Here is a 1,358-nt window from a genome sequence, read left to right on the forward strand (position 1 = left end):
ACGAGCACGAGCAGGCGTACTGGACGAGACTGGAGCAACACCCGCAGACCGCCTGATCACACGATCACGGACTCCACGAAAGTCGGGGCAGCTCATCGCTCTTCTGCACGATGAGCGGGACGGGTTGCCCGTCGGCGCCCTTGACGTCATCGGAGAAGACGCACAGCGCTCCGTTGGAGCGCACTCCGACCCCAGAAGTTTCCAGGTCAGCACAGACCTGGGCCAGCATGGGGTTGTAGTAACTCTCGCCGATCGCGTCAGCGTCCTCCAGCATCACCTCGAGCCGGTCGTAGACGGCCTCGAAGTAGCGCTTCGACTCGTCAACCATGTCCTGCCAGGCCGCGATGGTTTCCGGGTCGCCGGCCTGGAGCGCCACGACGCACTTGCGGGAGCGCTCGGCGAAGGCAGGGTCGGAGTCGAAGGCAACGCGGGACTGCTTATAGAGCCGGTTCAGGCGGGACATCGACGGGCCCTCGTCGCCGTCGGCGTCCGCGCCGACCTGATCGGGATGCTCGACCAGGTACTGGATCAGCATCCCGAACTGAGTGCCCCAGTCACCCAGGTGGTTGCGGCGGATGACCTTCTCTCCAGCGAATTCCAGAATGCGCACCAGCGCGTCACCGATGACGGTCGAGCGCAGGTGCCCAACGTGCATCTCTTTGGCAATGTTGGGCTGGCTGTAGTCGATCACCGTCGTGCCGCTCTCGGGCCGCATGGCGATGCCGAGCCTGGGATCGGCTGCGCGGCCGGCCACCTGCTGGATGATGGCTCGGTCCGAGACGGTGACGTTCAGGAACCCGGGCCCCGACACCTCACAACCGGCGATGAAATCGCCGACGGGGAGGTGTTCGTGGACCTTCGCGGCGAGGTCGCGAGGGTTGGTACCCGCCCTCTTCGCCAGACCGAGGACGCCGTTGGCCTGGAAGTCGGCCCGGTCGCTTCGTCGCAGCTGAGGGTCGGCCTCGGCCGCCGCCTGCTCTGTGCTGAGAGCGTGGGCGAGCGCCTGGGCGACCTGCTGGCGTACGACAGAGGCGAGAGACGGGACCGAGGCCATAGCTTGAAGGGCCGTTTCCGTGAGAGGACGAGGAGCGGACGGGCCGACTGGCCGCAGGCGCGGCGAACCGGCTGCTTGGAGGGCCAAGTATCCCACGCGTCGGCAGCCCTGGCCGGATGTTTCCTGTCCGCCCTGGTCACGCGGTCCGGCCGGCCGCGAACTTCAACCGATCTTCCAAGAAGCATTTCTGACTGCACCTCATAGTGTCTCGAGTCAGGAATTTCGTTCATAAATGTAGACTGGGCTTGTGGCGCGGACGGGTCGGCCGAAGGCCGAGTTGGTGTTGTCGGACGAGGAGCGGGCC

At 65.8% G+C, this 1,358-nt stretch carries 1 pseudogene; it reads right to left on the reverse strand.

The annotated features are described in order from the left end of the window. Window positions 1-94: 94 nt before the first annotated feature. Window positions 95-1,054: pseudogene (argS, locus tag ACFY07_RS28530) on the reverse strand (arginine--tRNA ligase); the annotation flags it as partial. Window positions 1,055-1,358 lie beyond the last annotated feature (304 nt).

Origin of the sequence: Streptomyces sp. NPDC001380 (assembly GCF_042895785.1) — a bacterium.
In the GTDB taxonomy this organism is placed as follows: Bacteria; Actinomycetota; Actinomycetes; order Streptomycetales; family Streptomycetaceae; genus Peterkaempfera.